The sequence below is a fragment of the Candidatus Methanoprimaticola sp. MG2 genome, assembly GCF_047501175.1.
Classification (GTDB): Archaea; Thermoplasmatota; Thermoplasmata; order Methanomassiliicoccales; family Methanomethylophilaceae; genus Methanoprimaticola.
The window spans coordinates 177,725-204,037 of sequence record NZ_JBEQWH010000001.1 but is presented as its reverse complement, the minus strand read 5'-3'; the positions used below and the strand labels follow the sequence as shown (position 1 = coordinate 204,037).

Annotated in this window: 23 protein-coding genes; 9 read left to right on the top strand and 14 right to left on the bottom strand. The window is 51.4% G+C overall.

All coding sequences use genetic code 11. The annotated features are described in order from the left end of the window. From brxC to V5D86_RS00900, 6 genes are all read right to left on the bottom strand, one after another. The gene (brxC, locus tag V5D86_RS00925; RefSeq protein WP_414594821.1) at positions 1–3,555 is read right to left on the bottom strand and encodes a BREX system P-loop protein BrxC; all 3,555 of its coding nucleotides are present in this window, start codon (positions 3,553–3,555) and stop codon (positions 1–3) included. 1 nt (position 3,556) lies between these two features. Then, positions 3,557–3,949 carry a DUF1788 domain-containing protein gene (locus V5D86_RS00920; RefSeq protein ID WP_414594914.1) on the bottom strand — a complete coding sequence of 131 codons (393 nt, stop codon included), beginning with the start codon at positions 3,947–3,949 and terminating at the stop codon, positions 3,557–3,559. Positions 3,950–3,958: 9 nt separating this feature from the next. Then, positions 3,959–4,153 (bottom strand): hypothetical protein, encoded by a 195-nt coding sequence (locus tag V5D86_RS00915; protein WP_414594820.1) that lies wholly within the window; start codon positions 4,151–4,153, stop codon positions 3,959–3,961. Continuing rightward, positions 4,150–4,752: a DUF1819 family protein gene (locus V5D86_RS00910; RefSeq protein WP_414594819.1), complete on the bottom strand. Its 603-nt coding sequence runs from the start codon at positions 4,750–4,752 to the stop codon at positions 4,150–4,152. The genes V5D86_RS00915 and V5D86_RS00910 overlap by 4 nt, the downstream gene beginning before the upstream one ends. Positions 4,753–4,963: 211 nt before the next feature. Then, positions 4,964–5,650 (bottom strand): hypothetical protein, encoded by a 687-nt coding sequence (locus V5D86_RS00905; protein ID WP_414594818.1) that lies wholly within the window; start codon positions 5,648–5,650, stop codon positions 4,964–4,966. A gap of 253 nt (positions 5,651–5,903) precedes the next feature. Further along, a complete protein-coding gene (locus V5D86_RS00900; protein WP_414594817.1) occupies positions 5,904–6,182 on the bottom strand; it encodes a hypothetical protein in 279 nt (92 codons plus the stop codon). 228 nt (positions 6,183–6,410) lie between these two features. Between V5D86_RS00900 and V5D86_RS00895 the strand changes: the two genes are divergently transcribed. The 3 genes from V5D86_RS00895 to V5D86_RS00885 are packed head-to-tail and all read left to right on the top strand — an operon-like array spanning position 6,411 to position 7,991. After that, positions 6,411–6,941, top strand: a complete 531-nt coding sequence (locus V5D86_RS00895; RefSeq protein ID WP_414594816.1) for a hypothetical protein — start codon at positions 6,411–6,413, stop codon at positions 6,939–6,941. Beyond that, complete coding sequence (locus tag V5D86_RS00890) at positions 6,913–7,647, top strand: transposase (RefSeq protein WP_414594815.1); 735 nt, start codon at positions 6,913–6,915, stop codon at positions 7,645–7,647. Before V5D86_RS00895 ends, V5D86_RS00890 begins: the two co-directional genes overlap by 29 nt. Then, positions 7,644–7,991, top strand: coding sequence for a hypothetical protein (locus V5D86_RS00885; protein WP_414594814.1), 348 nt, complete (start codon positions 7,644–7,646; stop codon positions 7,989–7,991). The genes V5D86_RS00890 and V5D86_RS00885 overlap by 4 nt, the downstream gene beginning before the upstream one ends. Positions 7,992–8,128: 137 nt before the next feature. Here the strand turns inward: V5D86_RS00885 and V5D86_RS00880 are convergent, their stop codons facing one another. Then, the gene (locus tag V5D86_RS00880) at positions 8,129–11,314 is read right to left on the bottom strand and encodes a hypothetical protein (RefSeq protein WP_414594813.1); all 3,186 of its coding nucleotides are present in this window, start codon (positions 11,312–11,314) and stop codon (positions 8,129–8,131) included. Between the two features lie 610 nt (positions 11,315–11,924). Next, the gene (locus V5D86_RS00875; protein ID WP_414594812.1) at positions 11,925–12,245 is read right to left on the bottom strand and encodes a nucleotidyltransferase family protein; all 321 of its coding nucleotides are present in this window, start codon (positions 12,243–12,245) and stop codon (positions 11,925–11,927) included. 191 nt (positions 12,246–12,436) lie between these two features. Here V5D86_RS00875 and V5D86_RS00870 point away from each other — a divergent pair, with 191 nt between their 5' ends. After that, positions 12,437–13,651 (top strand): ATP-binding protein, encoded by a 1,215-nt coding sequence (locus tag V5D86_RS00870; protein ID WP_414594811.1) that lies wholly within the window; start codon positions 12,437–12,439, stop codon positions 13,649–13,651. A gap of 327 nt (positions 13,652–13,978) precedes the next feature. On the opposite strand, the gene V5D86_RS00865 is transcribed toward V5D86_RS00870, so the two are convergent. Beyond that, the gene (locus tag V5D86_RS00865) at positions 13,979–15,739 is read right to left on the bottom strand and encodes a hypothetical protein (protein WP_414594810.1); all 1,761 of its coding nucleotides are present in this window, start codon (positions 15,737–15,739) and stop codon (positions 13,979–13,981) included. 408 nt (positions 15,740–16,147) lie between these two features. Between V5D86_RS00865 and V5D86_RS00860 the strand changes: the two genes are divergently transcribed. Further along, positions 16,148–17,464 (top strand): ATP-binding protein, encoded by a 1,317-nt coding sequence (locus tag V5D86_RS00860; RefSeq protein ID WP_414594809.1) that lies wholly within the window; start codon positions 16,148–16,150, stop codon positions 17,462–17,464. 52 nt (positions 17,465–17,516) lie between these two features. Here V5D86_RS00860 and V5D86_RS00855 read toward each other — a convergent pair whose 3' ends face one another. Then, positions 17,517–18,431 (bottom strand): HTH domain-containing protein, encoded by a 915-nt coding sequence (locus V5D86_RS00855; RefSeq protein ID WP_414594808.1) that lies wholly within the window; start codon positions 18,429–18,431, stop codon positions 17,517–17,519. Between the two features lie 338 nt (positions 18,432–18,769). On the opposite strand from V5D86_RS00855, the gene V5D86_RS00850 reads away from it, so the two are divergent. The 3 genes from V5D86_RS00850 (at position 18,770) to V5D86_RS00840 (ending at position 22,994) form a co-directional block, all read left to right on the top strand. After that, entirely contained in the window at positions 18,770–19,522 is a 753-nt protein-coding gene (locus V5D86_RS00850) for a DUF1828 domain-containing protein (RefSeq protein ID WP_414594807.1), read from the top strand. A 23-nt stretch (positions 19,523–19,545) separates the two neighbouring features. Next, a complete protein-coding gene (locus tag V5D86_RS00845) occupies positions 19,546–21,300 on the top strand; it encodes a hypothetical protein (protein ID WP_414594806.1) in 1,755 nt (584 codons plus the stop codon). A 188-nt stretch (positions 21,301–21,488) separates the two neighbouring features. Beyond that, positions 21,489–22,994 (top strand): ATP-binding protein, encoded by a 1,506-nt coding sequence (locus V5D86_RS00840; protein ID WP_414594805.1) that lies wholly within the window; start codon positions 21,489–21,491, stop codon positions 22,992–22,994. Here the strand turns inward: V5D86_RS00840 and V5D86_RS00835 are convergent. Next, the gene (locus tag V5D86_RS00835) at positions 22,918–23,856 is read right to left on the bottom strand and encodes an RNA ligase family protein (protein ID WP_414594804.1); all 939 of its coding nucleotides are present in this window, start codon (positions 23,854–23,856) and stop codon (positions 22,918–22,920) included. The two genes, V5D86_RS00840 and V5D86_RS00835, sit on opposite strands and share 77 nt — an antisense overlap. Before the next feature lie 186 nt (positions 23,857–24,042). Between V5D86_RS00835 and V5D86_RS00830 the strand changes: the two genes are divergently transcribed. Continuing rightward, positions 24,043–24,390 (top strand): hypothetical protein, encoded by a 348-nt coding sequence (locus V5D86_RS00830; protein WP_414594803.1) that lies wholly within the window; start codon positions 24,043–24,045, stop codon positions 24,388–24,390. Here the strand turns inward: V5D86_RS00830 and V5D86_RS00825 are convergent. The 3 genes from V5D86_RS00825 to V5D86_RS00815 all read right to left on the bottom strand — a co-directional run bounded on the left by V5D86_RS00825 (position 24,384) and on the right by V5D86_RS00815 (position 26,299). Continuing rightward, on the bottom strand, positions 24,384–25,166 hold the full coding sequence (locus V5D86_RS00825; RefSeq protein ID WP_414594802.1) for a Panacea domain-containing protein: 783 nt from the start codon (positions 25,164–25,166) through the stop codon (positions 24,384–24,386). The genes V5D86_RS00830 and V5D86_RS00825 overlap by 7 nt on opposite strands. 222 nt (positions 25,167–25,388) lie before the next feature. Then, on the bottom strand, positions 25,389–25,802 hold the full coding sequence (locus V5D86_RS00820) for a hypothetical protein (protein ID WP_414594801.1): 414 nt from the start codon (positions 25,800–25,802) through the stop codon (positions 25,389–25,391). A 110-nt stretch (positions 25,803–25,912) separates the two neighbouring features. Continuing rightward, the gene (locus V5D86_RS00815; protein WP_414594800.1) at positions 25,913–26,299 is read right to left on the bottom strand and encodes a YegP family protein; all 387 of its coding nucleotides are present in this window, start codon (positions 26,297–26,299) and stop codon (positions 25,913–25,915) included. Positions 26,300–26,313: the final 14 nt, after the last annotated feature.

Below are 26,313 nucleotides of genomic sequence, written 5' to 3'. Positions count from 1 at the left end.
TCACCATATGATGTCGAACGGTCCGTTCGAAAGTCTTGCCTTCAGGTTCCTGCGGAGATCCTCGACGATCTCGTTGATATCATCCTCTGAGTCGATGGCCCTCCTGTTGGATGACACCGAACCGATGCTGATCTTCGCACGGGGCTTCGGAACATGTGGAACATCCTCGGGCTCAGGATGGGTCTCCGGCACAGGTGCCCCACCGGGAGAGTCGCCCCTCTCGGAGACTGGAGGGGTCGCAGGTGCGGGAGCTGGAATCCTGTCCTTCAACCTCTCGACCTGGAAATCGTATCCCTTGCAAGCCGTTATGATGTCGTTGATCGATGTGGCATCGTTGATCCTCTGCAGGATACCGCTGTACATGCCCCTGAACTCCTCGCACAGCGCGGGATGATCCTCGAAGACCGCTGAGGTCTCGGAGATCTTGCACTCCAGTTCGGAAACCATCTTGCCACGGTATCCTCCGACAGCATCGTCGATCTTCGAATCGAGCTGAGTACAGAGCACATTGAGATTGGGTATCAGCTTGGAGTCCTTCCCGTCGATGATCGTTCCGATCTCTTCGGCGATGACCTTGGCATCCTGCCCGAGGAAATCCACATTGCTCTCGTAATCCCTTATCGCTGCGATACCTCTGTCGTAGAGATTCTTGCGCCTACTGTCGGGAGCGAAGAAGTCCTTGATGTCGTCGAACCTTCCGGGTATCGATCTCAGAGAGGGCTCGTTCTGATCGGTGTACTTGTAAAACTCGGAGGACTGGAGCTTCGACAGACGCTCCATGACCTCACGGATCTCCAGAAGTACATCCTTCCCGGGATACTGGGGCGTGACCCTGTAGTTCTCCATGAGAGTGTCGATGGCCTTCAGCTGCTCCGAGGCATCCTTGTTCACCGACGAGACAATGAGGTTCTCGTCGAGCTGGAAGGTCTTGCGGAATATCGAGTCGTACACATCCTTTGCACGGGAGATCTGCTCGGCGGTGACAGCTTCGCGAACAATGACCTTCACCTTGTCGTAGTTGCGGGACTTTAGTAGCAGGTCGGGGATCATCTGCGGTTTCGTCGAATTACCGCGATACTCCATGCCGTCGTAGAACAGGTCTATCCTCCCATGACGGAACATCAGTGCGAGGATCCACTGGATGTCCACATCACCGAATCCGTACGGCTTCCTTCCGAACTTCTCCATGACGTTCTTCACGAGAACGGTCATCCTGGATGCATCGCATTCGGCAAGGTGCTTCGAGACCTCGTCGACCGCGAGACGGATATCCTTGACCGAATCGTCGAACGGTGTCACGGTTCCCAGCTTGAACAGGTCCTCTATGGTCTTGGTGGTACGTGTTCCCTTGACGTAGCCCATCTTGCTGTACACCGACTGGATGAGACGGTTCATACCGTCCTTCATACGGGCCTCAGGCGTCATGTTGCTGGAGATGTCCATCTCATTGCCGTTCACGTAGACCTTGGCATCCTGGAGTGCAGCACTCAGCTGGGATTTCGCACGCTCCTTCATCGCCGGAAGCTCGACACGCTTCTTGTCCAGGACCTCCCTCTCCGCCGGAGGGATCTGCGTCCCGCTCTTCTTGCGGATGTAATTATCCGTTTTGATGTACTCGGCGAAAGCCTCGAGGGTGCGCTTGTCATCCGGGATGTCGAAGATCACCCCGTTCTCCGAACGGGGTGCCATGAGCACCTCCGGAGTCTTGTCGCGGGGGGTGCTGATGCGGAGCGTGAGTTCGTGCTCCGTGTTGCCGATGTTCTCGTCATCGACGTACTTGTTGAACTGGTAGTCGTGGTTCGAATCGTAGCGGTACTTTCCGGAGATTCCGAATATCTGACCGAACGCCACCTGGGAGATCTGCTGATACAGCGAGGACTCGTCTATGGTCTCCCTCTGGATCTCACGGTTGACGCTCTGCTCCTCGTTGGTCAGGTAGTAGTACACATCGCCGCTCCTCTGGACGAAGTTCTGCTCTATGAGACGGTTGAGGGACTGCTCGATCTCCGCCTTCAGGCGGAGACGGTCCTGGTCGAACGATGAGACCATCATAGCCGCGATGTTGTCCAGGTTGGTGGCGAACGCGGGATAGTACTTCACCAGATACAGCGTCTTCAGCACATCCACATCGAAATCGTTGAGCTGGTCGTTCTCCACGGCACGGTTGAACACCAATCCAGTAGGTGAGTCAAGCTCGTCCCTGATGGAGTCGTAGAACGCGTGCATCGGCACGACGAAATCCAAGCCCTCGTTACAATTCGCTGCAGCGGTGTCCTTGAAGATCTTCAGCATCGAACGGGCGGCGTTGCTCAGGTTCTTCCCGGCGTTGCTCTTGTCCCTCAGCTGGGTGAGCATCACCTGGAGCATATCGTACTGATACGGGATGAAGGGGTATGTGTTGGCGAACTCTCTCTTGTCGCGGTACAGCCTAATCTCCTTGGTGTTCTTCATCGAGAGTTTATTGCCGATGTCAGCACTGTTGCCCTCGAAGTAGGCTTCCAGGAACACCTTCGCATCGTAGGTCTTCTCCAGGACCCTCTTCTCGATAACCTCCTTCACATCCGAGGAAACCATCTTGATCCTGGTGCTGAAGCGTCCCTGGATCTTGGAGAAATCGTTGTTACTCACACCGGAGACAATAGAATCGATGTCCTCCTGGCTCGTGACGATGCACCATGCCTGGCCGTTTGCCCTGACACCGAGCTCCTGAACGATGGTCTGGAGCTTGAGCATCCTCTGCACATCCCCGGAGATAAACTGTCCAACCTCATCGACCAAGAAGAACAGTGAGTAATCACTTCCCTTGGAACGGCAGTGGTCGCCGACCATCGTGGCGAACTCCTCTGCACTGATGCTCGCTTTCGATGAGATGGATGCTGCGACCCTAGCGGCCTCGTCCTCATTATCGTACGCACCGCACGCGACCAATGCCTTGGTGACGCCACCCTTGATGAAAGCCGGCTTGTGACGGTCCTCCTCCCATGTCTTCTGTCCCTTGGACACCTGCTTGTAGGAATCCTTGAACGAATCATAGGCCCCTATGGAAATCAGATGACGTTCGAAGTTGGCCACGGCCATCTCCGAGCTAAGCCCGAGCATCTCGTTGAAAACGAGGGCGAACGTCTGCACCAGACTGTCGGCGCTCTGACCGTCCCTGCTCTTCGCATCGATGTCGAAGAGGATCGTGTCAATGTTGCGACGGCCAACGGCCTGCATCATCGGGAAGACGGATTCGGAGACCTTGTTCTTCAGATAGTCTATGGAGTCCTTGCCGCATATCGCCTGGTTCTTGAGGAGGAACGATGTGATCTTCAGGAAGTGAGACTTTCCGCTTCCGAAATCTCCGGAGATCCACACCCCGATATGGTCCTTCTTCTCCTTCATGCCGTCCGTTATCCCACGGTACAGCTTCTCGAAGTTCTTGTCAATCTCCTGTGTGACCACGTACTCGTCCAGTTCCTGGAAGATGGTCTCCTCGTCATCCTGGTCGCTGACCTTGATGACAGGGTTCATCGACCTATTGATATCCTTTACGAAGATGTCTTTGACCTGCATATCATTCACTCCTCTCGACCAGGACCATGGAACGGTAGTAGTTCCCTCCCGATATGGTGCCGAACAGCTTGAGCCCCTCGAAGTTGTATACCCCGGGGTAGAAAAGGACGGTCTTGACGCCGCACATCTTGCTGTTGAAATTGTTTATTATCATGTGTGAACGGATGAACGGGTGACACTTCCCCACACCCGTTATGAAGACCACGTTGCCTTCAACAGCATGTTCCGTGATGTAGTTGACGAAGACATCATCCTTGCTACCCTGTTGGAAAAGCGAGGCAATGGCGTCCTTCATCGAATCCAGACCCTCAGTACGGCATTCCTCCTCAATATCAAAGACATCCTGGAGATATCCCTCGCTCTCGATATAGGGAATCATGATATCATCGAACAGGTCGATGACCTAGATGTCGAATCCCAGATCCCCTCTTGAACTGAACTTACTGATGAAATCACGTACCACGAGCTCATCCTCGGGGTCGTAATCGAAAATGTATCCCCCGTTACCGCAGCTGAGGGACCTGTTACTGACGAACGGGTCGTTACGGATCCTGTTCTCGATCCTGTTGAGTCTCTCGTGGATGTTCAACACTGTCATATTATCCCCACCGTCGCACCAAGATAGTCTCTGAAACCGTTGTCCATAAGAAGCGTGGATGTCGAGATGGAAATCATAGGGGCTGTAATCTCGCGAATACCGGACGATTTCTTGAGCAATCCAGCCTCGAACAGTATCCTCGTGTAGAGCCTGCGGAGCTTGAAAACAGTCTCATACTTCCAATCGGCAACAACTTCGCTCTCCCTGGCCTTCTGCTCAAAGAAATTCATGATGTCGAAATCTGTTATCGGATCTCTGCCCAGCATCTTGGCATGGTACACATCGAACACGAACTCCCTGAAGAGATTATCATAGGACATTATCGAGATGAAGTTCACATAACGGGAATCCGCCTCGTCTGAACCTATTATCACACGCTTTAACTCGTCGGGGAAGGATTCCAGCCTGTTGTAGATGTAATTGAAGAGCTTCTTCTCATTGCTCACGCTCTTCACCTTCAACAGGTTACCATCATGGACCATCCTGCGGATCTCATCGCGATCGTCCGATTCCAGCATCAGTCCGACCATCATCCTCGTCTCATCCAATGCGAACGGGGAAGCGGGCATCGCCGAACTATAGCGCAGGCTAGGTGTCATCGATTCAGACATAGTTTGCGACGTTATAACCATACTCGTAAGGGTGCACTGGATTTGCCTGGGCAGACATCTCACCATACATGTGACATTTCAGGTAAGTAAATAAACAATAAGCTGTAATGTTTGTTATTATTGTTATTATACGCACAAAGCCCATACGATAACATATATTCCACAGACCAACACAAATCAGGTGATTGTCAGTACAGTCTTACCTTTTCCCAGCGATCTCACGCATGGAATCGCATCTCTTCCCGACCATTGTAGCATGGACCCTATAACACTCGAAACAAGCAGGTCTCTCAGCACAAACGTTACACGATCTGCCGCAAACATAACAATGACCATCTGGCTCTACGTATCTCAGATTCGAATAACGTTGCCAAGAATCCATACACCTGCCACAATAGACATACTCGTGATCATACGGAATGATGCGTCCACATCTGATGCAATGGCAGAGTATCTTAGGTTCATTGTCTACAATCTCTTCTAAACCGTATGTGGGAGCATCATCTGACTCCACTTCGATTATCTCAATAGGTTCGTCCCTGGAATCTTTCGCCCCCTTACCGCGTCTGAATAGCCCTCTAATCGGCTTTTCTAGATCCCCGACATCCCACCTACCATGTTCCCTGTCAGAAATACCTATCATACGCATGACTTGGAATGTTATGTCCTTGAACTCTACACGATCCTCCCTCCTCCCACAGAGTATACCCAACTCCTCGTTATTGACCTGTGAATATTCATACAGGTTCATCGATGAGATGACTGCGAGATTTTCGTTCATGTATAACTTGGCATGCAGATTCTTGATGCTGGCTATGTTAGAATGATGAAGTCCTTTCAGCCATGACATAGTCCCTTCGTCAAGCTCCCTCTTCCCATATATCACAAAGAGGTTGACACCTTTAGAGTCGGCGACCTCAATATTATTGCTAAATAGATATTGTCCATATCTCTACCGGGTAACTTAATTCCCAGAGTTCTTCTCTATTCAAAAGGCGACTTGAAATATGATAGACTGCCTTTTAAATGAGAAACCGACAACCGTATCCGAAAAACACGTCTGTCAGTAATAAACTGCATTATCCTTTGCCTGATGTGGTATGAAATCAATTCAAAGATCGAAGTAATCAGATGTTGCCTCAATATTTTCTAAGTCTACCTGCGCCAGACAACGAACGACCATTAGTGATCGAGAAAGCTTCTTTCTCATCATCACCCAAACTAGAATTGGGATCTGCAACCCAAATTCCATAACGGAAATCATAGTAATTTTGATCATTCCTAAAAGGTTGAGATTTTGAACTATCTGAGTATTTCTTCTTCGGAACGGTAGGGCCGTTTCCTCGGGGATACTTCGCTTTTCTACGAGCTTCTTCAACACATATCTTATCCAGTTCAGGACTGTTTCCAACTACCATCTAGACTATCCTCCAAATGTGTAGGAATAAATTCACAATGGAAACAAACGTCGCAATATTTAAAAATAGTCAAGTAAACTGGTGTCTTTCCTAATTCCTTCCGAAATTCCCTGATCTTGAGCTACTGAGGTGTAGCTCCATTTTCTGACCCGTTTATGTTTATAAAGTGCTTATATATAATATATAAACGAACCCCTTAGATGTGTGTATCTCAATATCTATACTACCATGTCCATCAGATACGAGGAACGCGACGGGAAGAGGTACGCGTACAGGTGCACGTCCAAGCGGATGCCAGGCAAGAAGAATCTCGTTTCACAGAAGGAGTATCTCGGTGTTGTGGATCCGGAGACCGGGAACCTGATTCCCAAGAAATTCTCGACCGATTCGATGAAATTCACTCTGAAGGATGACGGGTTCAGGGTCAAGGACTATGGGAACGTGATGGTCGCGAAGCAGGTCTGCGACGACCTGGAGCTCCTGGAAGACCTCTCGAAATCGTTCGGCGGGGCGGAGAGGCCGATGATGTGCCTGGCGATGGCCCAGGCGCTGTCGACCACACCCTTCATGGACACTGAACTGACGTTGGAATCGACCTACATCAGGGAGGTCGTCGGTCTCGGCGAGATGGACTTCTCGTCACAGCGCATGAGCGAGATCACCAAAGTCCTCCGGCAGCAGGTTCCTGTACGACATCACGTCGCAATCCACCTACTCGGACCTGGACGGGATGGCGGAATGGGACAGGAACAGGGGTGATGAGGAACTCAAGCAGATCAACATCGGCCTCGCGACGGACTGCGAGGGGGAGCCGGTGGCATTCGACATATTCCCCGGATCGGTCTCGGACATCACCACCTTGAAGAGGTTAGCGTCGGACATGAACTCCAGGGTGCCTGGGTGCACCCCGATAATGGACTGCGGGTTCGAGAGCGCCGGCAATATCGCCGACATGATGCGGTCCCGCATCGATTTCGTGATGCCGTGCACCGTCTCGTCGAAGGCGGTGAAGAGGCTGCTGACCGATTTCGCACCCGAGGTCACCAAACCGGAGTACGACAGGATCCACGACGGTCACGTCTACAGCGTCTGCGAGCGTATGCTGGGCATCGTCCCCGAAGGGGACGGGTACGCGTACGTCACGGACGATGACCCCGCGTTCGCTGGGTCATCGTTCCGTGTACGCGCCTACGTGTGCTTCGATTCCAAGAAGCGCAGCGACGACGAGCAGGAGCTGAAGAAGGCCCTGATGGCCAGGATCGACGAGCTCGAGGGGAAGGTGTTCCAGGATCCCGCGAAGACGTTCAACAGGAGGGCCGGCCGGCTATCGAAGTACCTGGACTACACCGTGGACGGCGATGATGCGATGCACCTGTCGTACAGGAACAACGCGATGACGTTCTTCAGGAACCGCGCGGGCATGTTCGTGATGCTCACGCCAAGGATGGATTGGGACACAGTATGACATCGTACGATGCCAGGAACAACGTGGAGATGGCCTTCGACGTGTTCAAGTCGGAGCTGGACGGCAGGCAGGGACGCACCGGTGACCCAGTGCGTGCGCGCGGGTGCCTGATGATCAAGTTCCTGGCCCTGATGATCCGGGTGCGCATGCAAAAGGTCGTATCGACAGCGAAGACCAAGGATCTGACAGTGGAGAACATGCTGATGTTCGCGGCCACGTACAAGATCATCGACGACCGCAGTGTCAAGGTCCGTACGGAGAAGACGAAGAAGGTCCGCGAGATCCTCGAGCTGTTCGGGGTCAAAGACCCCGCTCGGCTCAACGTCGCGGACAACTCGGAGTGATTATAGCTCAAACTCGGGAATTTCGGATGAATAGACTGATCGCGGAAGATCCCGCCATCGCCAAGGAAGTCTATGCTGTGATGGATGCGGAATTCGAGAAAGATATTGCTAGATGGAACAGCATACTCAGAATATGATTATTCCTCACCAGATGTTGTATCCCACACTAAAGAGATCGACATGAATCTCTTAAACAAATCAAAATAATCATGCCAATTAATATCAACATTTGCAATCTCAGCTAATCTTAATACCGTGTACGGACATAAATTCCAAGAACCATACCATTTTTGATAATATTTAGTAAAAAGAGACTTGTGCAAGATCACACCGTAGTTGTTGTTCAATTCTATACTGTCATAATTGGCGTATAACTCAGGAAAAGGTAAAACATTATGCCATCCATCGTGATATTTGGCTAAATCCAACATACTAATCTTTTGCTCAATTATCGTTTTCTCATCATCGGATCTGACATAATTATCCAAAACTATATCGTGATGTCCAGGTTCTTCATTCTCACGATAGTCGCACTGACAATTTGAAAACACTTCCGATAGATCTGACGGTACTCCACGAACAGAAATATGATTCAATGTAATCAATTTTAGGAGCAGGTCACGATGACGGCTTTCGATAATACTGGCGATACTATAGTAGTTAATGTTATCAACATTTCTTGTCAATTTATCAAATTCATTAATAATTTCAACATCAGGAAGCATGTCGATTGTTTCTGGTTTAAAAATATAATAATAATAAAGATATTCCTGTAAATGATGCTCGATACAATATTTTACCGACTCCTCACCTCTATCATTCACATATTCTGACAATAGGTGGCGTATTCCTTTTTCCGACATATCTTGAAGATTGACGATCAGCCATATCGAATCCACCATCGATATCAATCCTTTAGACTCGAACATCATCAATAAATGAGGCAAAAATAACACAGAACTGTCCTTTCTCTCCCAATACATAAAGAGATATTTCCATAAGCCATCCAAGTTTACGATGCGATTTTCTACATCGGCCAATATTAAACATTTTTTGATCGATTCCCCGACATCAAAAGAACCGCGTTTATATTCCGACGTTATGATTGCATCTATGGATTCAAGATATGGATTTCCTTCCCTCAATTTACCACTACGATACAAATAATCAATGATCTTGCGTGGTATTGAATTGAAATCATATTCTGATTTTTTCACTCCGATAGAAATTAAGTAGTCCAATATTTTACATTTATATTCTATTGGTTTTTCTATTAATTCTACAACATGTTTGCGGAATGCATCACTTTCATCATCATAAACATAAGAAAGATAACCACATCTGGCCCACTGTTCAGATATTGGCTCATAATTGATTCTATTACGATATTTATCGTCGTTCGGCAAATTGAGTATTTTGGTATCTTTTTTCAGATCATCATCCAAAATTTCCAGATAGTTCTCAGTGTTTTGATTATTATCTTTAGCCCACTGAAATAGTACATTCCCAGATCCTGTTTTTATTTTCACAATCATTGCCCACAAAAGGCCCATACTGAATACATCTGACTCTTCCTTATCCTGCATAACCATCTGTTTTGCGCAGTAATACATTAATTTCTCATCTTCTATTGCTAAATTACGATCTAGTATCAATGATATCAGAATAAATTCATAATACTCTGACAGCGAAAAACAATTTGAACAATCATCGAGGAAAGATTTCAATATTCTATAAAAATCAACAACGGATTCCCAATCATATGTATTGTTCAATACATTGATCAGATAATCATAATTGCAGCATCCATGCAACAACTGCTGTTTTTGTTCTTGATTCAAACCAAATGAACCGACTCTTGACATAAATCTTGTCTCACCACAAAGTAATGATTCAATTGCTTTTTTCACTATAAGATCATGAAAATCCCTGTTGTTACACTCAGGAATTGATTTAAGATAATTGCAGAAACTATCATGGAGCGGGGAAAACCGATTCAACTTGGAAGAGAAAAGAAATGAGTATTGATTGATAAATTCTTTAACTACATGATTAAACGGACTTTCCAAAAGACAATCTATATCTGCTTCTGTCAAATACCTAGGACTAATGGACAAAACAGATAAAAGTGTCTTTTCATTAATTGGTTCAAACAATTTGGCATAGTAATCTGATATCTCAACTATGTCACTATAATTCTGAACTTTTTTCGTAACAGTGTAATTTTTTGCAACATAATATGTCAACAGTGGATACCCTTTAACGGAATCAAAGATCTCATTCTGTATCGCCACATCACTGATATCGAATGCTTTTTCAATGAAATAATCGGACTGATCTTTACTCCAATCATCAAGTTCCATTTTCATCCATTTTAATTCTTTAAAAGGGCGACAGAAAATAACCAATGTATGTCCGGATAACCTATCGATAAACGATTCATAGTACTTGTACTCCGTTGGCCTGTAATTGTAAACGTGATCAAGACCGTCGAGAATCAAAATATGACCTCTCTGCTTGATACGTTCAATTATTTGAGCATCTGTTTTTATGTCTGGATTGTCAAACAACTTTTTTGATAGGTCATATATAAATTCCTCATAAGACAACCTCTTTTCATAATCAGGATCGTCATTTGAAATCCAAAAACGATAAAGAATGCAATCATTTGGATCGAGTTTGTTCATCATTGTATTACAATAATGACTTTTTCCAGAACCTGGCTTTCCGACAATACAATTTATTTCATTCAATTGTATATTGATTCCGCGATCTATGTTCACAGTATCATTCAACAGTTTTGTCGAATATGTACATAACAAAGGCAATTCCGATCTAGTTATTAATCCGACACCATTCTCTGTATGTTTATCTACAAGATCAAGGATTTTATTGACACGAAGTTGACTTTGGTATCTATTCGATAACAGATCTCTATCTGAAATATTGCAACGCGCAACAACTACATCACCGATATTTGTCGCATCCAATCCCATGAATTGAGTTGTTGGCGATATATCCCAATTATGCACGATAAGAACGTTTTTACCATTTGGCGATAAAAGATGCTTGGCAGCTCTTATTGTAATCTCACTGCCCTCTATTTTTATTTCTGATATCTTCAGTTCAGAATAATTCTTACATTGAAGGAAACAATGTTGACCGTCGTCCATTATTATCTCGATATCATCCATACTGTGAGTTTTTTCAGTATTTATCTCACTATCTACAGAATGAATTGTCCTTTCAAGATCCATCAGGAGAACAAAATATGATTTCACATTATCTTGAAATCCATACCCTTTCTCCCCACCTTTAGTCATATTATCTCCTTTTCAAATACGCATATGTGTTCTATGTTATTGTTCCTTCTGTAATTGTTCTATTTTAAAAAGCCACTGAATTCTAACAGATCTAAATCGATGTTCAAGAAATAATCAGAAGACCAAAGCCACACCTAATCAAAATAGCCCTGGCACATTAAAAATGAAAAATAGAGTTGTAAATCAGTAGACTAGGAAAACAGGGTGTTTTGTAGTCACAAAATAGCCACAAAAATAATGAAACAGGCATTTTTAACATAAAAACGACCGTTAAATGAAATAAAACAAGTATTGATTTATATCTGAAAATATAATCATTCATCCAATTATCCGAAATTCCAGATCTTGAGCTACACCTCAGTAGCTCAAACTCGAGAATTTCGAAATTATGACTGATATTAGATGGATTTTCAATGGTTTTTATATAAGTTCATCATAAACATCCACAGCGGACTGGACCAGAAGGGAAGGAACAGCTCCAGCGGGAAGTTCAAAGGATGCTCGAGGTGGGTCGCGAGAAGTGTGTGGAAGAGATCGGCTACGGGAAACGTTGGCACATAGAGACGACGTTCGGGAACCTCAAACGAAAGTTCGGTGACACGCTCCCGAATCAGGCCTCATATACCAACCTCAAATCCTTGGATATCCTCTGAATGAAATCATCACCCTCGGCCGGGTCGTCGCAGACGAGATCCACATCACCGAACACATCCTCCAACTTGCTGAAGAACCCTGCAAGCCTGAACATCCCGCAGTCATCATCGGGAACGACGAGGAAATCATAGTCGCTGTCCTCTGTATTGTCCCCGCAGGCCCTAGAACCGAAGATGTTACGCGCTTCATGCCATAGTCTGCAGCAATGACTCCGACTATCCGGGAAAGCTCCTCGAACGTATACTCCTTGACCTTGCCCACAACTACATGATAGCATTTACGCTATATAAACAAGGGTCGGGAACCATATCGACAGATTTCTCCCATAGGAGTCCAAACATCCATACACCGAAGGTTAACGATATCCCCGTACTCAAACATCATTCGATTATAGTCGAGTAAAATCTATTTTCCAATTATTATTCGATTACAATCGAATTTAAATATACACAATCCCTGACGGACCGTATGGGAAAGAACACGTATGTCAGGGAATCCTATCTCTCCCGGATACGTCCGTTCATCGGTAAGGACGTGGTGAAGGTCATCACCGGGATGAGACGCTGTGGGAAGTCCACCATCATGGACCAGATGATGTCCGAACTCATATCCGGAGGAGTACCCGATGACAGGATCCTGAAGTACGACCTGGAATCCAGGAACACCCCCCGCTTCAAGGATGCCGACGACATGTACGATTCCATCGCATCATGGGCCTCCGGCAAAGGTCATGTGCACGTGTTCCTGGACGAGATCCAGAACCTCGACGGCTGGCATACCTGCGTGCGTGCGATGCTCACCGACCTCGATGCGGACATATACATCACGGGCTCCAGCTCCAAGATGCTGTCCGGGGAGATGGCCACCCATCTTGCCGGAAGATACGTGGAGATCGGCATCCTGCCATTCTCGTTCTCGGAGGTCGTCGGAGTGGAGAGGATGCGCAGGGGATCACGCACCGTGGAGGAGCTCTTCGACCTGTACCTTCATCACGGCGGGATGCCGCTGATCGTGATGAACGGATACGACCCCCTCATGACCGACTCCATGCTCACGGCCATGTACGATTCCGTCGTGATCAACGACATCGCCGGCAGGAAGGGGATCAGGAACACCATGGCGTTGAAGGAGATCCTCGGGTACGCGATGTCAGAGATTGGACATGTGGTCAACTCGACCAACGTGGGTAACTATCTCAGGAGTCAGGGCAAGAAGGCCTCCGCGGATTCCATCCTGGAATATCTCGATGCCGCGGAGGATGCGATGTTCCTCTCGAGGGTCCCCCGGAAGGACATCCGCGGCAGGGAGATCCTGAGGATAGACCACAAGTACTACATGACCGACCTGGGGATGAGGGAGGCCAACGGGATGAGCAACTCCCTGTCCATAGACCAGGTGCTGGAGAACATTGTGTACAATGAACTGAGGTTCAGAGGATACGATGTGTGTATCGGCAGGAACGACGGACTGGAGGTCGATTTCGTGGCCACCAGGGGGAAGGTCACCGAATACTACCAGGTGTCGTATCTGTTGGCCTCAGAGTCCACTGTCGAGCGGGAATTCCGTTCGTTGGAATCGATCGGGGACAACTTCCCGAAGCATGTGCTGTCGATGGACTCGTTGGACAGGGGAAGGAACGGCATCATCCATAGGAACATCGTAGATTGGTTGTTGGATCATTGACTAGGGGACTGAGACGTACTGTTTTTCAACATTCTGCTATGCTTGACAGTATGTGGGGGCTGACATCTCTCATATAGTTCCTGACCGCCCCTCCATATCGTGTTAGATTGTGTCAACACTGTTGACACGAATCCAACCCTACCAGGAAATCCATAGCCAACTCTACCAACAAAACCGCAGCTAACTCTACCAATCTGAACATACCCAGACATCCAAATCGGCAATTGTAGAATTGTTCTGCACCGCATATAATCCGAACGCCCAACAGAATCGAAAAAGGTTGACCGCCATGCACAAATCCTCATGCATGGCGGCATGATGCGACGGTCAGAGGTTCTCCTCGATCCACTCGCCGACGGATGCCATCACGGCCTCCACGTTCCTGCCGTCGAGCATGTTCGACAGTCCAGCCATCTCCACGGCCTGCACATAACCGTGCACGCCGTTCTGCTCGGTAAGAGCCAGATACACGGATTCCGCATGCCCGTAGTCCTCGGACGCCATGACGAACAGCTCCAGCGCGTTCATCGATGATGTGACATAGCTGACATAGTACATCGGGACGTCGAACAGGTGGTGGACGCTCTGCCACGAGTATCCCGCACCCAGGCCGTACGCGTCCACATCGATGCCGTGCTCCTCCGCCATCCTGGCGTAGGAGGAGTTGACCGTATCGACCGTAAGCTCGGTGCCTTCCGCCTCCGTCTCGTACGCCCAGAGCTCGAAGTCCGAGCGCAAGGCGCCCATGTTGACCGAGGTCAGCATCTTGAGCATCTGCGATGCCACCAGGGCCCTGGCATCCTCCCCGAAGACCCTCTCCGCGTTGACCATCACCAGCGCCTCCAGCCCCTGGGAGTGGATCTCGCTGACGTCGTAGCACTCCGAGGGGAACATGTTCAGCCCCGCGTTCGCCGAATGCCCGAACTCGTGGGTGACGGTCATGGGCACACCCCAGCTCCCGGGCACCACGTACATCAGGGAGCCGTGGTTCACCGCGAGCTCCGTCGAATAGCCCATGTTGAGCTGCCCCTCGACGGACTCCAGGAATATGGTGCCGTTGCGGACCATCCAGTCCAGGTACCCCTTGTACTCCGGCCCGAGGTCCTCGATCACCGGCGATATGGCCTCGATGATGTCCCTGCCCTCCATCTCCGCGAGACGGTCCAGGGTATCGGACGACAGGGTCTCGTCCCCATCGATGATCTCGAACAGCTCGTTGCGCAGCTCCAGGGCCGGTCCCAGGTCCTCGAACAGCATCTCGGCATCCTTGGTGGAATACTCCCTTCCGTACTCCACCTTGTACTCCATGTCCGCATAACAATGGTACCCGTACGTCTCCGCCAGGTCGTTGTTCACACGGACTATGTCTATGTAGACCTCGGTGGCATCGTCCATCTGGAGACGGTGGATGTTCTGGCATATCTCCATCTTCTCGGGATCGGTCAACACAGTGCTGTCGTAAGCGGAGTCGAACGTCCAGGTGCGGCCTTCGGGATCGGTCCATGTGTAGTCCGTCGAGATGATGTCGTTGTAGACAGAGATCAACTCGGAGCGCTCGTCCGTCAGGGATCTTTGCTCGTCCGTCAGGTCCGTGTAACCCAGGTACTCGGAGGTCCTCTTCCCGAAGGACCTCACGACATCGGCGACCGTCTCCGAGTGCTCCCCGTTCAGGGCATCCCTGATTCCCGAGTTGAACGCGTCCGTCGCATCGTCCAGGGCGGATTCCCATCCGAGGTGCTCCTCCCTCATGCCGAACGGATCGAAGCAGTAGTCGAGATGAGCGAAGTCGCGCTGCTGGCTCAGGCTGTTGTATGCGATGAACGCATTCCGCGTGGCCTCCGCGACATCCCCCGGCTGAGAGGAACCGTCGTTCAGAACGGAGTCGAGGTCCCTCATGGCGGCATCGAACGTCTCCGTCGCCTCCTCCGGGGATGTGTATGAGCGGTCGGCATCCGTCATCTCCGTCGGGAACGTGCGCATGTCATCGTGCGGACCGTCATCCTGTCCATAAAGGATGAACGACCCGACGAGGATGGCCACGATGGCGATCGCCGCTATCGTGGCAAGCTTGATGTTGGATCTCTTCATGGGGTGCAATCGTCATGCCGTCTTAAAGCTGGTCTTGTCTGGAGCGCTCGGATGATCATCCGGAAGAGAAAGCATGACTGCCTGGAGGCCCTTCGTGGAACGCGTGATGGACCTGCCATGATAGGGCGCAGGGTCCACCGTTCATCGGACCATCTCCGATCCTGGAAATGGCAGCATCGATCGAACCCACATACTTTCCCGATGAATGCCCCCATGATCCGAAACTGCTCTCGGAAACTGCAATCCTCCATCCGATATCGAATTGTGACTACAGTGTAGTCACAATCGTAATCTCCGACTCTACCACGATATGCATGGCCGGATCAACCACATATATTACAGCCAACTCTACCACTCATACAATAGCCAACTCTACCAATTAATATATATCCAGACATATCACCAACCATGGCGATCAACAACGACCCGGATTACATGCCCCGCCTGATGGACGGTGTCCTGAAGGACCATATGCGCCTGTTCGGAGGCGTCGTCATCACGGGTCCGAAGTGGTGCGGGAAGACCACCACCGCAGAGAGGGTCGCCGAGAGCGGGATATACCTCCAGGACAGGAAGCAGTACAACCGGTACAGGAGCATGGCCAACCTGGACCCGTCGCTCCTCCTGAGAGGAGGGACCCCGGTGCTGGTGGACGAGTGGCAGAAGATCCCCGAGATCTGGGATGCCGCAAGGTACCAGATCGATAAGAGGAAGGATCATGGCCTCTTCATCCTGACCGGGTCCAAGATGATCAACGACGATGAGATCGACCACTCCGGTGCAGGTCGCATCAGCAGACTGAAGATGAGGACCATGAGCCTCTGGGAATCCGGTCTGTCCACCGGTGACGTGAGCCTGTCCGGATTGTTCGACGGGGCGGATTCCGTATCGGGCCTGCCCGAATACGGGTTCGAGGGCATGGCGGAGCACCTCGTCCACGGAGGATGGCCGGACAGCATAAACTTGGACGGCAGGGATGCGTACAGGAAGCTCGAGGGGTACTGCAACGCCATCATCGACCATGACTACGACCTGGACGCGTACGATGACCGGGATGGGGCATCTACGAATGCCAAGAGAAGTTCGAAGGGCAGCAACAGGGTCATGCGCTCGCTGCTGAGGTCCCTGTCAAGGGCCTCGGCATCGGAGATGTCCGCGACCAACATCCTGGCGGACATGAACCAGGGCGGGACGGCGATAAGCATCAACACGTTGCACAAGCACCTCAACGCCCTCCAGAACATATGCATCACCGACAATCTGCAGGCGTGGAGCCCCCAGCTGAGGTCCAAGACCGCCATCCGCACATCGGAGACCAGGCATCTCACCGATCCGGCGATCGCGGCGTACTTCCTCGATGCGGGACCGGACGACCTCATATCCGACCCCAACACGTTCGGACTCCTGTTCGAGACCATGGTCGTCCGCGACCTGAGAGTGTATGCGCAGACCATGGACGGGCACGTGTGCCACTACCGTGACAAGAACGGGCTCGAGGTGGATGCTATCGTCCATCTGCCGAGGGGCAGATGGGGTGCAATCGAGGTCAAGCTGAACGATTCCTGGGCGGACGAGGCCGCCAGGAACCTGATGGCGCTGAAGGACAAGGTGGATCCCGAGGGCATGAGGCCCCCGTCGTTCCTCGCTGTGGTCACCGCGGACGGTGCGGCGTACACCAGGGAGGATGGGGTCCATGTCATCCCGCTGTCGTGTCTGAGGGATTGAGCATCGTATCGAACGGGAAGATCGCAAAATCAAGCCGTAGTTGACCTCTGCATCATATGCTGATATTCTTCTGAGCCAGATACTCATTGAGATCTTCATCAGACATTACGATGTCATAGTCCGTCTTTATAATGCGCTGTGTCTTCATCGAGTCATTGATTGATCTGATAAAATTCTTGAAATCATGATTTATCACCAATAGATCGTCAATGATTCCAAAATCCAAAAATTCCCTTTCACTAGCAGATATCAATACCTCTGATTGGTGTACGTCGGACACATTAAGCCGTATGGCTCCAATCCCAAAGGACGGACATAGACGGGATAGTTGCTCCAATGCTTCCTCTGAATACTCGAGTGCCACGAGATAGCCCTCATTCGCCCAACTAGAATTGGAAACGGCCTGAAAGAAATACTCCCTCACATTCGACCCCGTGATAGATATTTTCATCTCGAACGAATATAGAGTTGTACTGGACTGCCCACAATTTCTGGCAAGTTCCACAGTATCCCCATCCAAGTCCTCAAATGGAAAATGAACCGAAACCAGGTCGGGGTGCATCCATTTCTCAGAATTTTTCTTAGACTTGGTAGAGTTCTCGTGATGTATCGTCTTGGTATGCCCCTTGAAACGCTGATCTCCATCAAGATATGCAACAAGAAGCGGATGTAGATCACGCTCCCTGAACTTAGTAGACTTTTCCTTTGGTTCGATATTGCGTACATAGGTCAAGTCCTTTAATCCGAACATCGGAGGCTTGGATGATACTTGGACGAACTTAGAGTCCGACCTATCACGGATATTGACATACATCTGTGCCTGAAGGGTACGCCAAGGAGTCTTACCAGACACCCCACATTGTTTGTCATACCCTTTCTCAACAGCATACGCCCATATCTGCTCGGCCCCCATCGGGATTTTTGTTTCAGAAAGGATGAGTTCCGAAAGTTTCAAGCCCGTATACATCACGGTATCATTATCGAAGGATGATATAAACTCTAATCAGACCACGAACCGTGACCTCTCCTGATACCATGATTGATGCAATGAGTTGCTTATAACCAAACATCCACAGCCCAGCCTCAATCAGATCATCTAACTTTCAAAAAATAAACTATCAATGATCCAAAGCAGAAAATTCACTCTGGTATGAACACCCCCTATGTTCATACCTCATGAGTCCATATAATATCAATAGTCATTTTGATATCATAAAACCGCAATCCACTGCATAATAATCGAGAGGAATCCGAATATGTCTGATCGACGATGTCAAAGTTCTCATAGACGAATACTGGAACTGGATGCGCGACAACACCGTCATCCGTCCCATCGACGACGATGCCGTGGAGATAAACACCCCGTTCATGGACAGACACAATGATGGGATACAGATATACGCGATCAAGTCCGGTGACAGGATACGGCTGACGGATGACGGCCACACCATAATGAATCTCGAGCAGAGCGGTTGCCCCATGGACACGGACAGGCGCAAAAGGATATTGGAGACCATACTCAACGTGAACGGTGTATCCGAATCCGATGATGGCTCGCTGTATGTCGATGTGAGGCCGAACGACCCGCTGTCCTTCGCATCCAAAAAGAACGACCTCCTCAATGCGATCATGCGCATCACGGACATGCACATCCTGGCGAGCCCGAGGAGCAAATCGATGTTCCAGTCGGACGTGGGCGATTGGCTGGGCTCTAGATCCGTTCCCGGAGTGCGGGATGTGCGCTTCACCGGTCGCAGCGGTGTGAGCCTGACCGTAGACTTCACAATATCCAGGCGCATCACGGACGCCCCGACACTGCTGCAGTCGATAACCAGCCCAGATGTCCAGAGCATGGCGCGCATGGTGTTCATGCGCGAAGAGCTGCGGCATGTGACCCCCAGGATCTGTGCCATCATCGACGACAGGGATCTGTCGCAATCCAGAAGGAACGATGTCGGGATGATCGCAGAGGAGTACGGCATACCCCTCCTCAGCTGGACATCCCGCGATGAGGACTTCGGGACCCTTGGCATCGGCACCGCTCCCGTTCCCTATTAAGTACACATCCCGATGACATCCCCATGAAGAGATCCAACATCGCGACGATCGCCGCCGCGGCGGTCGTGATAGCGGTCCTCCTGGCATGCTCGTTCGCCCTCTACGGACAGGACGAGGACGACGGGATGCGCGTCTTCCCCACGGAGATGACCGACGAGGACCGCACATACAAGACCGCACAGGAGGCCATCGACGAGTTCTCCGTCGTTATGGAAAGGTTCGATTCCATCGCGGACGATGCATCGTCCCAATCATCTGACGTCGTCGATGCGACGGAAGATGCGTTCAAAGCATATCACAAGGTCGTCCAACAGTACTGGTTCGCCTACCTGGACTACTGCTTCGACCCGCTCGGCATGAATGAGCAATACGTCGATTGGAAATCCGCTCTGGACGATGCGGAGGACATGTTCAGATCGGACATCAGGGACGCCCTGGACGGGGATCACTCGGGAACGGTCACCGATGTCGTGGAATCCTTCGGGAAGAGTACCTCCGAATATCTCGGATACGTGGACCTGACGGACGAGCAGAGGTCGCTGAGCCAGGAGTCCACGAGGCTCGCTGCGGAATACGATGCCATAATGGCCAAGGAGTACAGCTGGACCGACGGGGACGGGAACACATGGACGATCGCATCGGCGAAGGAGAGCACCACTCTCACCGATGAAGAGAGGACCCTGATCTGCGGGAACGTCTATCGCCTCCAGATGGACGATGCCACCGAGGTCTACATAGACCTCGTGGGCGTGAACAACGACCTGGCGGAGACGCACGGATACCACTGCTACGCCGACATGGAGTACGTGGACGAATACGGCAGGGAGTACACCCCTGAACAGGCCAAGACGATGATCGGAAACCTCGGACCGGCCTTCGACACATGGACATACGTGAAGGCCGTCATATCCGAGGATGACACGCTGTCGTCCGACACCCTGGGCGACCTGAAGGACATGGGATGCGACGACATCGTCAAGGCGATATCGCCGGTGATCGAGGACCTCGGACCTGAGTACGAAGCATACCTGGACTGGATGGTCCGCAACGGCACGTTATATGTGGAATCGGTCGACGGACAGCTCGACATGGGATACTCCACCGACCTCCCCGTGAACCACGGCTCACTGATGTACGTCATGCCGAAAGACTGGAGCACACCGATGACCGTCACCCACGAGTTCGGGCATTCGGCGAACTTCGGACTGAACCTGAGCCCCTCGACCTGCTACGACGTCAGCGAGATCCACTCCCAGGGACTGGAGGCACTGGTGATGGTCAATGCCGAGAGGGTCTTCGGGGATGACGGCAGGGCGCTCGTCGCCGCACAGCTCTCGACAATGAGCGGCGTGGTCGTCACGGGTGCGCTGTACTCCGAGTTCGAGCTGTGGGCCTACGAGACGGAGGCGGAAGGCACCGAGCTCACGGTCGAGATGCTCACATCCACATACTCCGAGATGGCCAAGGAGCACGGGGTCACCAGGGACAAGTACGGCCTCGGAGCAGGATACACATGGCAGAGCGTCCACCACCTGTTCGACATCCCGATGTACTACGTCAGTTACGTCACGTCAGCGATGAACGCGCTGGAGCTGTTCGTCATGGCGTCCGAGGACTACGGGCATGCGGAATCCGTGTATCTGGCTCTTACCGAGCAGAACGGCGTTCACGGTTACGTGCAGGCCGTGGAGATGGCTGGACTGTCAAACATGCTCGATGCCGAGAACATCAGGACGGTCTCCGAGGCCGTCCAGAAGTGGGTCGCGGAGAACCTCTGACCCCCATCCGCCCCCAGCCACGGGGGCGGCCCTTATGCGGATGGGCCCAAGCAGTATGCATCATATGTTATGCTGAAATATTAGCTAATAAACCTGCATTGATGCTGAAAAATCAGCTGATTTTTCTGCATTGATGCAGATAATTCAGCTAATAAAAATTCATATCATATCGCAACCATATCGCTGGCATGTTGAGGAGGAAAGCCTACCAGAGGCTGCTGGACTGGAAAACCCGCAAAGGCCACAAATGCCTGCTGGTGAAGGGGCAGCGCCAGGTGGGGAAGACCTTCATCATCGATCTGTTCGCCAGAGAAAACTACGAGCATTACATCTACATGGACCTTAGCAAGGACGAGATGATGCGCAACGCATTCTCCGGAAGCCTCGACGCGGACTCCATCATCAAGGCGATCGGAGTGTACCGCGGATTCATGGACCTAGTCCCCCATAAGACGATCATCTTCATGGACGAGATCCAGAGCTGTCCCAGAGCCAGGGAGTCCCTGAAGTCGTTCTCTCTGGACGGCCGCTACGATGTCATAGCGTCCGGATCGCTGATAGATGTCGTGCACGATCCGAAGGACGGGAGGATGCCAGTCCTCCCTGTCGGGTACGAGGAGCACATGCGCATGTACTCCCTCGACTTCGAGGAGTTCCTGTGGGCCAGGGACATCACGGACGGGATCATCGACGAGATACGTTCGAAGATCAAAAACAAGGAACCTCTCGGCACAGCGTACCTCGACGCGTTGAACGGCCATTTCAGGGACTTCATGATCGTCGGCGGAATGCCCGCCGCCGTCTCCCAATTCGTGAAGGAAGGGAACTACTCGTCCGCATCATCCATCGTGTCGGACATAATCGAGACCGACCGTCAGGACATGATGAAGTACAACGACGGGGTCAATGGAATGAAGATAGCCAGATGCCTCGATTCCATCCCGTCCCAGCTGTCCGACACCAACAAGAAGTTCATGTACTCCAGAGTGGACGGCAGCGGATCCAGGTCCGCGGCGAGGATGTACTCCGACAACATGCTCTGGATCGAGAGGTCCGGGATAGGGAACTACTGTCATCGCCTGAGGTCCCTCGATATCCCGCTGGAGACGAACAGCGATCGTGACCAGTTCCGTGTGTACATGTCCGACACCGGTATGCTGATAAACATGATGGGGAACAGGGCGATGGTCGCCGTGTACGACGGGGACGACCGTTTCAACATGGGGGCGCTGATGGAGAATGCGGTGGCGGAATGCCTGATGAAGGCCGGTCATGCCCTGCACTACTACAGGGTGAACAGCGGAAGTGACATGATGGAGCTGGACTTCGTCATCGAACTGGGTCTGGAACTGGCGGTTATCGAGGTCAAGTCCGATAAGGATCGGTCCGCACCGTCCATATCCAAGGTCTCCCGCTATCCCCAGGTGGAGCGCCGCATAATGTTCGAGAGGGGGGATGTACACGTGGACGAGGATGGCCTCGAGCACTATCCCCTGTTCGCATCCGCATTCATCGACTCCATGGAGCGCGAGTGGAGACGTCCCGGGTTCCGACCCGGGACAAATGGTTTGTCGGCATCCGGCGCGGAGTTCCGTTTCACGCCGGACGCGTCCCCGTTCAGACGAGCCTCAGTCCGAAGATCTCCGGACGGGCCTCCTTCACGGCTATGTCGCACTCTCTCCTCAGGGCCTTGAAGTCCACGGTGGGGTTCCCGAACCTCTTCACCGCGTCCCACATGAACTCCGTCACCAGACAATGGTAGACGGTGCTGAGCAGCCTCCCCTGGATGCCGCTGTCGGTACCGGTGGCCTCGACGATCTTCGCGCACTCCTTCGACACCAGGTCCGGGGTGACGTACCTGTCCGTGATGTCCCTCTCGATGGTGCCCTCGCCGCGGTTGCACCTGACGATCCTCTTCCGGGAGTACTCGGAGTTTATCACCTTCGCCCACTCGGTCCTCCCGTACCTGTTGACGAAGTCGTACCTCTTGACGACGATCCCCTCTCCGGAGCCCTCGGCCATCATGAACGTGGCATCCTCGTCCGCCATCCTTCCTAGGACCTCCATCGTGGGGTTCTCGACGATCGCGATCGGCGGGATGCTGTCGATCCCGTACGACCTCAGGATCGGCTCGTACTCCTCATAGGGGATGTACGTCCTCCCGGCGACCTCCAGGACCCTCCGCTCCCCGTCCAACTCATACGCGTATGCGGCATCCCCGTCCTCCGCGGTCACGTCGAAGACAAACCAGCGGTTCCAGGTCTCCCCCACATAGGAACGGATGGTATGGGGCACCATCCACTCCCCGTAGAGCCTCAGTCCCGGGAACGCCCGGAGGAGCTCCCCGATCCCCGGGTTGCCCTCCACGAACCTCGCGAAGGGCTCGGGGACCTCTATGACGCGGTTCCTGCTCATGGTGCAGACCTTCCCGTCCTCGAGATAGGCGCACATGTTGGAGCCGTCCATCTTCGGATAGATGTGACAGGTCCCGTCGAGGAGCCCGTCGGTGTTGTCGGAGTCGATGCGGTCCACGTGCTGATACTTGATCATGGTCATTCTTCTCACTCTCCTCGGCCCCTTCCCGTGAAACGGGTGAGGTCACGATTGTGTATTTAAAACTATATGGAAAAACCACAATTGAATGACATAATCTGATACGTTTGTATGTTCCGTGGTAACTACATCGACATCGTTTCGCTGACGGCAATCATGCTTAATATTCAAAGATGATACTGCAACCCCATGGCATACATCGTCCGCGTAATCAAGGGAAGGTACACATACCTCTACGAGGGAACGAGCAGACGGGTGCCCGGTAGGAAGCATCCCGTATCCGACCGCATATACATCGGACGTGTGGACAACGAGACCAACCGTTTCATCCCGAAGAGCTACACGGTATCGGAGCGGCTGGACGTCGATGCATGGGAGTTCCGCATCCGGAGGCTGCCGCGCATCCCGAGATGCTACCTTCCGCTCAGTCAGTATCCCACGGACCGAAACCACGTCAGAACAACTAGTGTGGGCATGCATCACTGTGACGATCGCAAAGCGGCGACCCGCCATATGCACAGTGTCGACAATCACTGACCTGTGAACCAGGGCAACTCATTGCGATGATAGTCAAGGATGAGATCGTCCGAGATCCTAGAGAATTTATAGCTCCGGTCAGTCAGTGACCATGGAGTCATCTCGCGATGCGTCAGGTCCACAAGCTCGCCTGTGGGAAAATCCTCGAATCTTCTCAAAGTGGCATCTATGCTATGAAGGATCTCAGCACCGTTCGCCGCGAACAATATACGACTGCGAATGGACATCCTGCTCGGCGAGATGTCCATCTGCGTACTGTCGTCAAGTTCCTCATTGTACGCGATCACCCTTCCGGAATGCCCGAACTCCTTCAGACTGTCCCATACCGTTTCAACCACGGGACCGTATGTGAACGCATATATGTCATCCGTGAACATCCGTCTGCCGGTACTGCAGAGGTAGTCCGCATAGCACATGTAAGTCAGCTTGTTGACGCGCGTGTGCGTGCAGGGGACGGTCTTGAGGATGTATTTGGCCACGTCCACCCCCCTCAGGAACTCGTCCATCTTGATCAGCCGTATGAACTCATCCACAGAATCGATGACCCTGACGCCTTTGAAATAGGGATCCTCCTCCGTGACGGACTCCCAGTCATCGGACCGGGTCTGCATGATATGGACCCCCATCTGGACTGTCGCGCCTCCGAAACATCCCTCGATCCTGGAGACGATGGGACCGACCTCGGAATAGTCTATCCTCCCGTGGTATGGCCTGTGCAACGCTATGCGCGAACGGGTCGAGTAGGAACTGCTGAGTATGATGTAGTGTATCACCATCTTTCATTCCCCCTCCCAAACCGTATACTCCTGCTTATACTTGAGATGGGACTCATAGTTGGACTTACGGAAACGATCCTGCCAGATCTGCAACTCCCATCTGAACGACTCGTTGCCCCTGCCTTTGAAGTAGACGTGCGTTGCGATGTATATCAACTTCCCATCCTTATCCTTTTTCGAAGAATCGACGCACCGAAGATTGTCCAGACCAGATAGAACATCCTATATCTCTTCGTGTGTCGCCTCAACGTTTATGATCGCCCTTATTCCGTAGAGGTCGTTGAAACACTTGTTGATCGACACTTTTCCCTTATGTTCGCGTCCATTGTACCTGTCGATCTTATCCTCGATGGAGTTTGCCATCTTGACTCTGCTCTTGGTCTCGAAATCCGGTTGATTGTACGAAACGAACAATTCGTTGAAATCGATCTTGTTCAAGAATCTACGATATTCTTCGATCTCCTCGATTATCGAACGTTCCGTTAGAATGTCGCAAACCTTCTTATTCTTCAGATTGACCTGCTCTATGTTGTTAGACGCCGCATATGATTCCCATTCAGAACTTATCTCCTGATGCAGATCGCCTATGTACCTAATCAGTTCGAGCAACCTGCACCTGCATTCCTCGGGAATCATGTCTATCGGCTCACTTCGTTAGTATTTATCTCTAAGGGCCATTATCAATGATGTGCTCTGACTCGGCCGTATGATTCGATCGATACTTCTGCGGGGACGGTCATGGCGCATCATTCCCCGTCCGGCTCGCTGTCCACCACGACCTCCGCGTCCGGGGCATGGCTGGCGATGCTCCTTATACCCTTCATGCAGGACGACTTGTCGGAGTAGGCCTGGGATGCGACGATGATCTCCCCGTTGGACGCCTTCAGCCTGAACCTCGGCTTCCCTCCGGCATCCAGATATACCTCGTACTTCGGGTTCTTCAACTCCTCGTGTCCCTCGACGGTCCGGTCCTCCACATGCACGGAGCAGTTCCTGCGGACGCTCTCGATCCCGACCTTGGCGTTTTCCACCGATGCGTAGGTCTGCGACGTGCTGATGACCCTGTGGTTGTTGGCCAGGAGGTTGAACATGAACCTCCCATCCTTCGTAGGCTTGATGTGAAATGCTCCCATGGTTATCCCCGTAG

What these genes read in the sequence shown, in the direction of transcription:
- brxC (WP_414594821.1), bottom strand. Translation starts at nt 3,555, where the DNA reads ATGCAGGTCAAAGACATCTTCGTAAAGGATATCAATAGGTCGATGAAC.
- V5D86_RS00915 (WP_414594820.1), bottom strand. Translation starts at nt 4,153, where the DNA reads ATGACAGTGTTGAACATCCACGAGAGACTCAACAGGATCGAGAACAGG.
- V5D86_RS00910 (WP_414594819.1), bottom strand. Translation starts at nt 4,752, where the DNA reads ATGACACCTAGCCTGCGCTATAGTTCGGCGATGCCCGCTTCCCCGTTC.
- V5D86_RS00900 (WP_414594817.1), bottom strand. Translation starts at nt 6,182, where the DNA reads ATGGTAGTTGGAAACAGTCCTGAACTGGATAAGATATGTGTTGAAGAA.
- V5D86_RS00895 (WP_414594816.1), top strand. Translation starts at nt 6,411, where the DNA reads ATGTCCATCAGATACGAGGAACGCGACGGGAAGAGGTACGCGTACAGG.
- V5D86_RS00890 (WP_414594815.1), top strand. Translation starts at nt 6,913, where the DNA reads ATGGCGGAATGGGACAGGAACAGGGGTGATGAGGAACTCAAGCAGATC.
- V5D86_RS00885 (WP_414594814.1), top strand. Translation starts at nt 7,644, where the DNA reads ATGACATCGTACGATGCCAGGAACAACGTGGAGATGGCCTTCGACGTG.
- V5D86_RS00880 (WP_414594813.1), bottom strand. Translation starts at nt 11,314, where the DNA reads ATGACTAAAGGTGGGGAGAAAGGGTATGGATTTCAAGATAATGTGAAA.
- V5D86_RS00875 (WP_414594812.1), bottom strand. Translation starts at nt 12,245, where the DNA reads ATGCTATCATGTAGTTGTGGGCAAGGTCAAGGAGTATACGTTCGAGGA.
- V5D86_RS00870 (WP_414594811.1), top strand. Translation starts at nt 12,437, where the DNA reads ATGGGAAAGAACACGTATGTCAGGGAATCCTATCTCTCCCGGATACGT.
- V5D86_RS00865 (WP_414594810.1), bottom strand. Translation starts at nt 15,739, where the DNA reads ATGAAGAGATCCAACATCAAGCTTGCCACGATAGCGGCGATCGCCATC.
- V5D86_RS00860 (WP_414594809.1), top strand. Translation starts at nt 16,148, where the DNA reads ATGGCGATCAACAACGACCCGGATTACATGCCCCGCCTGATGGACGGT.
- V5D86_RS00855 (WP_414594808.1), bottom strand. Translation starts at nt 18,431, where the DNA reads ATGTATACGGGCTTGAAACTTTCGGAACTCATCCTTTCTGAAACAAAA.
- V5D86_RS00850 (WP_414594807.1), top strand. Translation starts at nt 18,770, where the DNA reads ATGCGCGACAACACCGTCATCCGTCCCATCGACGACGATGCCGTGGAG.
- V5D86_RS00845 (WP_414594806.1), top strand. Translation starts at nt 19,546, where the DNA reads ATGAAGAGATCCAACATCGCGACGATCGCCGCCGCGGCGGTCGTGATA.
- V5D86_RS00840 (WP_414594805.1), top strand. Translation starts at nt 21,489, where the DNA reads ATGTTGAGGAGGAAAGCCTACCAGAGGCTGCTGGACTGGAAAACCCGC.
- V5D86_RS00835 (WP_414594804.1), bottom strand. Translation starts at nt 23,856, where the DNA reads ATGACCATGATCAAGTATCAGCACGTGGACCGCATCGACTCCGACAAC.
- V5D86_RS00830 (WP_414594803.1), top strand. Translation starts at nt 24,043, where the DNA reads ATGGCATACATCGTCCGCGTAATCAAGGGAAGGTACACATACCTCTAC.
- V5D86_RS00825 (WP_414594802.1), bottom strand. Translation starts at nt 25,166, where the DNA reads ATGGTGATACACTACATCATACTCAGCAGTTCCTACTCGACCCGTTCG.
- V5D86_RS00820 (WP_414594801.1), bottom strand. Translation starts at nt 25,802, where the DNA reads ATGATTCCCGAGGAATGCAGGTGCAGGTTGCTCGAACTGATTAGGTAC.
- V5D86_RS00815 (WP_414594800.1), bottom strand. Translation starts at nt 26,299, where the DNA reads ATGGGAGCATTTCACATCAAGCCTACGAAGGATGGGAGGTTCATGTTC.